This window comes from Rhodococcus sp. R1101 (assembly GCF_000278445.1).
In the GTDB taxonomy this organism is placed as follows: domain Bacteria; phylum Actinomycetota; class Actinomycetes; order Mycobacteriales; family Mycobacteriaceae; genus Rhodococcus; species Rhodococcus gordoniae.
In genome coordinates this window covers 1-5426 of the sequence record NZ_AJVB01000261.1, presented here as the reverse complement: position 1 = coordinate 5426, position 5426 = coordinate 1, and the positions used below count along the sequence as shown (strand labels likewise).

The 5426-nt window shown below is 70.4% G+C and carries 2 protein-coding genes, 2 tRNA genes and 1 pseudogene; 3 read left to right on the top strand and 2 right to left on the bottom strand.

All coding sequences use genetic code 11. The annotated features are described in order from the left end of the window. The first annotated feature begins 205 nt into the window (after positions 1 to 205). Positions 206 to 278 (top strand) — tRNA-Ala (locus R1101_RS0115420). A gap of 73 nt (positions 279 to 351) precedes the next feature. Next, positions 352 to 424: transfer RNA gene (locus R1101_RS0115415), tRNA-Ala, on the top strand. A gap of 99 nt (positions 425 to 523) precedes the next feature. On the opposite strand, the gene R1101_RS0115410 is transcribed toward R1101_RS0115415, so the two are convergent. Further along, complete coding sequence (locus R1101_RS0115410) at positions 524 to 2368, bottom strand: siderophore-interacting protein (RefSeq protein WP_016934288.1); 1845 nt, start codon at positions 2366 to 2368, stop codon at positions 524 to 526. 88 nt (positions 2369 to 2456) lie between these two features. Then, positions 2457 to 4034 (bottom strand): AMP-dependent synthetase/ligase, encoded by a 1578-nt coding sequence (locus tag R1101_RS0115405; RefSeq protein WP_016934287.1) that lies wholly within the window; start codon positions 4032 to 4034, stop codon positions 2457 to 2459. 139 nt (positions 4035 to 4173) lie between these two features. Here R1101_RS0115405 and R1101_RS27010 point away from each other — a divergent pair. Further along, positions 4174 to 5426: pseudogene (locus tag R1101_RS27010) on the top strand (LuxR C-terminal-related transcriptional regulator); the annotation flags it as partial.

Genomic DNA, 5426 nt, shown 5'->3' with positions numbered 1-5426 from the left:
CGAGGGAACCGTCGTCGACGCCCTCGGCAACGAGAACTGGGTGACCGAACTCGTCGGATAGATCGCACGGTGACGGGAGCGCGTCGGGTACGTGCTCCCGTCACCATCGCGCCGTCTACCAGGCGATTTGTTGGCGTCGAGCGCGATGGTGTAGTTTTCTTTCAGCGCGAAGGAGTCACCGGAGCGCAACGGTACAACCGAATACGGGGCTATGGCGCAGCTGGTAGCGCACCACACTGGCAGTGTGGGGGTCAGGGGTTCGAGTCCCCTTAGCTCCACAAGATCGATACAGGCGAGAGTTCACGCTCTCGCCTGTAGTCTTCGGTGGCGGTCCCCGTCAGGGCCGTGCAAGGGGCTATGGCGCAGCTGGTAGCGCACCACACTGGCAGTGTGGGGGTCAGGGGTTCGAGTCCCCTTAGCTCCACCCCTCGGGCATCGCCCTCCCGGCGGCTCTCCTCACAGCGGCTCTTCTTGCAGCTCTGCGGCGGCCCCGCCGGTCGCGAGGCCACCGCGAAGCACGATCTCAGCGCGTCGAGCCGACGGACGTGTACAACGTCATTCCCCATCCCACCGTCGTGCGCTCGGGTTCCGCGAGGCCGGCCGCCTCGAACAGTGCCACGTGGTCCTCGTGCGTACGACCCCCACCACCGCTGAGCGCGAAGTCGACGAGGTCGTCCTCGTAGTCGTGTTCACCGGCGTTCTCGTCGAGCACGTTGCCGAAGACGAGGATCCGGCCACCCGGGTTCAGTCCGGCCGCCGCCTGCTGGAGCACGTGCACGGCATCGGCGTCGGGCAGTTCGTTCAGCCGCCCGGTCAGCAGCACCGCGTCGACCGGTTCGGGTCGGGCCTCGAGCATGCTGCCCGGCGCGTACGCGACCCGCTCGTGCTCGCCGTGGACGCGGCGCAGCACCTCGATCTCCGACGGCGCGGCCACCACGGTCGCTCTTGCCGACGGGTTCGCCGTGACGAAGGCGTGGGCGTAGGAACCCGCCGCCTCACCGGCGACCACCATGGTCGAGACGTCGGTGGGCACCTTCGCGACGAGGGCGCCGGCGAAGTACGCCGCCATCTCCGCTTCCTGCTCGTACCGGTCCGCCGACAGAGCGATGTCGTCCGCGACGCGCTGCGCGAAGCTCTTCCCGAACCGCTCAGCGTCGTCCCCGTGGCCCGTACGGACGGCGGCGAGCAGCGCGAGCATGCCCGCCAGTTCCCGCTGCGCGTGCACGCCGTCGAGGCGGAGTTCCTCGATGTGGTGGTCGTCCTCGAGTTCGCGGCCGACGCCGGTGAGCCGGAACCGGCCCTCGCCGAGGTCTTCGGCCACCCCGAGGGCGACGAGATAGCGCAGCAGCCTGCCCAGGCCGGTGCGGTCCGCCCCCGTCTTGACGGCGAGTTCGTCGACGGTGCGCGGCGAGGCGTCGAAGGCTGCCGCCAGGCCGATGGTCGCCGCGACCCGCAGTGCGAAACCCGGTGCGATCTCGGCCAATTCGTCGAAGCGGTCGCGCTCGTCCTCGGTCGCCTCGAAATCGGGCAGGGAGGCGTCGGCCTCCGATACCGCGACCTCCTGGCGCCGCCAGTATCCGGTGACCTCCACCTGTTCCTTGGGAAGGCCCTTCTCGTTGCGCAGCCACCGCCGGATCGGGGTGAGCGTGAGGGCCTCACCGGCCACCCACGCGAAGACCTTCCCGTCCCACCACTCGGCGTTCGTGACGGCATCGAACAACAGCGTCGTCGTGCCCGGTTCGGCGCCGTCGCGGCCGAGCCAGGTCAGCTCCACCCCGTCGGGGACGGGCAGATCCTGACGGTGGGTGTCGTCGGCGATCTCGACGAAGACCTGACCACGTGCTCCGGCCGGCCAGTTCTCGAGCCAGCGCCCGATGGCCGGCAGCGCCGTCTCGTCGCCCGCCACGAGCGTCCAGTCCACGCCCTGCGGGTGTCCTGCCGACGACTTCGGTCCGGCGATCTGGATCGTCTCACCGGGCTCCGCGCGGTACGACCAGCTCGACGCGGGACCCACGCCGTGGCGCACGAAGTCCACGTCGATCTCGCCGGCGACCGGATCCCAGCGCCGGACGGTGTAGGTGCGCATGAGCAGCTTCGGATCGCGCGGCCAGTTCACCACGCCGTCGGACTGGGTAGGGCCGAGGGCCACGTCGAGGTCGGGATGCTTGAACATCAACTTGAACTCGTCGTCCACACCGTCCGACCGGAACGCCTCGACCGGATATCCGTTCGGTGCGACGTGCGCCTGCAACTGTTCGCCCCCGAGGGTCACCCGCCGCATCCCGGGGCTCACGTCCGTCACGCGGAGCACCTTCAGGTACCGCGTGGTGATCGGGAAGACCTCGATGGGGCGAAGGCTACGAGCCATGTGTGCGTTCTCCTGGACCGGGGATCGTGGACGGCGGGACGACCGGGCCTTCCGGCATGCGGCGACCAGCGCTTAGGCGAACCTTACTTCAGACGGCCTTCGGTTGCCTCGACCCGTCCTGACCCGCACGGCGACCGTTCGCGTACAGCTCGTCGACGAGACGGGCGTACCGGGCGAGCACGCGATCGCGGATCGGGCGCCCGGCCGGGTCGAGATCGTCCGCGTCCGGAGGTGTGCTCACCGTAGTGAACCGGCGGATGCGTTCCCACGGGTCCGATCGGGCGTTGAGCTGCTCCAGCGCGGCCGCGACGACCGACTCCGGTGCCGTGGTGAACACGAGGCCGACACAGTAGGGGCGCATCTCCCCGGCCACGACGAGTTCGCTGCCGGGGCAGACCCGCCGCCAGCGGCCGGCGAGCGCGGTCGGCCCGACGTACTTGCCGGTGCTGGTCTTGAACGTGTCCTTGCGGTGGCCGGTGACGGTGACGAAGCCGTCGGCGTCGATCTCGGCGAGGTCGCCCGTGTGGAACCAGCCGTCGGCGTCGAGTGCGGCAGCGGTCTCCGCCGGATCGTCGTGGTACCCGGTCATCACCCCGGGACTACGGATGAGGAGTTCGCCGGTGTCTGCGACCCGAACCTCGGTGCCACGCAGTGGCCGGCCGACGGTGCCGGGACGGTGCGAGCCCAGCAGGTTCACACACGAGGGCCCGGACGTCTCCGTGATCCCGTACCCCTCGAGCACCGGCACACCGAGCCGTTCGAGCCGCTCGGCGATCGCATCGGACAGCCGCGCGGAACCGGAGATGACGAAGCGCAACCGGCCTCCGAGCTCGTCCCGCTCGAGCCGGGCGATCTTCTCGAGGACGTGCGGGACCGAGCCGAGGAAGGTCGGACGGACCGTTCGCAGATTCGCGGTGACCCGGTCGGCGCGGCCGTCGACGGCGGTGCTCACGCCCGCGTGCATCGCCATGAGCAGGAGCGACCGGCCGAACACGTGCGCGAGCGGAAGCCACAGCAGTTGGCGGTCGGAGGACGAGATCATCCCGGTCTGCGCGACGGCTCGGGCACCGTAGGTCGTGCTCCTATGGGTCAGGCACGCGCCTTTGGTGCGGCCGTCCTCGCACGCGGTGTAGATCAGCGCGGCCGGATCGTCCGGTGACAGCGCCGCGATCCGTCGCCCGACGGCGTCGGGCGTGGTGTGCAACAGACTGCGCCCTTCGGCGGCGAGCTCGTCGAGACGGTCGAGTCGCTGCAGGGAGGTCTCGAGCACCGGTCGATCGGCGATCGCCAGCACGGCATGTGCGCGGCGGATCTGGTCCCGCGCCTCGTCGTCGCGTGTCGCCGGATAGATCGGCACGGAGACACCGGCCGCGCACGCCACGGCGAGGTCGGCGACGACGGACCGGTAACAGGTGGTCGCGCAGATCGCGACGCGCATCCCGGGTTCGACACCGCGAGCGATCAAGCCCGCCGCGAGCTCGACGACCTCCCGTCGTACCTCCGACCATGTGGACGGGCGCCACCGTTCCCCGTCGGGACGCAGGTAGGCGACGGAATCGGGGGAGCGGGACACCCGGTCGAGCAGCAGACCCGGCACGGTCGCCGGGAACCCGTCGCGGCCGCCGACCGCGGTCGCGCTTCCCGTTGCCGCTCGGCGGTCCGCCACTGTTCGCAGCACCTCCCGCGGACGAGGATCGACGCCGCCCGGTGCCGACGGGCGCGTTGCCGGGTGTCGCACATGTTACCGCCGCTCGAACCCCGAGGGGCGCAAGTGCGCAGTACACGGGCGCCGATATCGTGGGCACGTGAGTCCCACCGCCCGTCGTCCCGAGGTCCTGATCGCCGAGTTGCGCGACGTCCTCACCGGTCCGCTCGCGGAGATCGCACAGCGCTTCTCCACCTACGTCGCCGACCTCGCTCCGCACAGCGCCATGGTGATCTTCACGAGGGAATGCACGGGCAGACCACGGAAGGTGGCCGGTGACCCGTCGATCGTCGACCGGGTGACCATCGCCGAACTCGACCGGGTGCGGAGCGAACTCACCGTGGGGGAGATCCGTCGCGGCAGCTTCCGCGTCGCGGGGCGCGATCGCGAGGTGTGCGCGATCCTCGACAGTACGGACACGTTGTTGCTGTTCGTGCCGCGTGGCGCGCGGGCGACCGCCTCGGCGCTCGAACTCGTGCGAGCGGCGTTCGGCGTGGTCGCCACCGGGATCCGGCTCCAGGTGCACACCGCGAGCCCGGCATATCTTGCGGAATCGAGGGCCGCTTCGGCCGAGCGGGCCCGCACCGTCGCCGAACTCACCGAGTCGCACGCCGTGACCCTCGAGACGATCCTCGCGACCCTGCGATCGAAGGATCTCGACGACACCCGCGCCCGGACCACGGCGCGGGAGACGGCGACCGAGGCGCTGATCGGTCTGCGGTCGGCGGTGGACCTGCACCGCGAACTCGCGGAGGAGGCGCTGACCACCGCGTTCGCCCGACTGCACGGCGAACTGCGCGAACTGGTGCGGCATCGTCGGCTCGACCTGCAGATGGTCGCCCCGCGAGGTGGGTGGGCGGGGACTGCCGGGCGAGGTGGCGCATGCGGCCCGCGCGATCGCCCGGGGTGCGGTGCTGGCGATGTCGGGGCAGGCCGACGTGACACGGGTCCGGGTCGCGTGGAGTTGCGACAACTCGACTCTGCTGGTGGACGTGCGCGACGACGGCACCGGCGAGATCGAGGTCGCCGAACTCGAACGTCAGCTCCGTGATCGCGTCGAAACCCTGGGCGGAAGTATCGAATCCGAATCGACTCCCGGCTGGGGGACGCGGCTCGCGGTGAGCTTCCCGCTCGACCTGCCGGTCGCTGCACCGGACGGGCAGGCGCTCGATGCGCTCGCCGCTCTCGCCCCGCGCGAGATCGAGGTGCTCGAGCATCTGGTGGCGGGACGCCGCAACCGCGTCATCGCCGAACGTCTCGGCGTGAGCGAGTCGACGGTGAAATTCCACGTGGCGGGGGTACTACGAAAGCTCGGCGTCAGCACTCGCGGTGAGGCCGCGGCTCTCGGTGCAG

Bases quoted from the DNA above. Each gene is read 5' to 3' on its own strand.
- R1101_RS0115410 (WP_016934288.1), bottom strand. From the start codon at position 2,368: ATGGCTCGTAGCCTTCGCCCCATCGAGGTCTTCCCGATCACCACGCGG.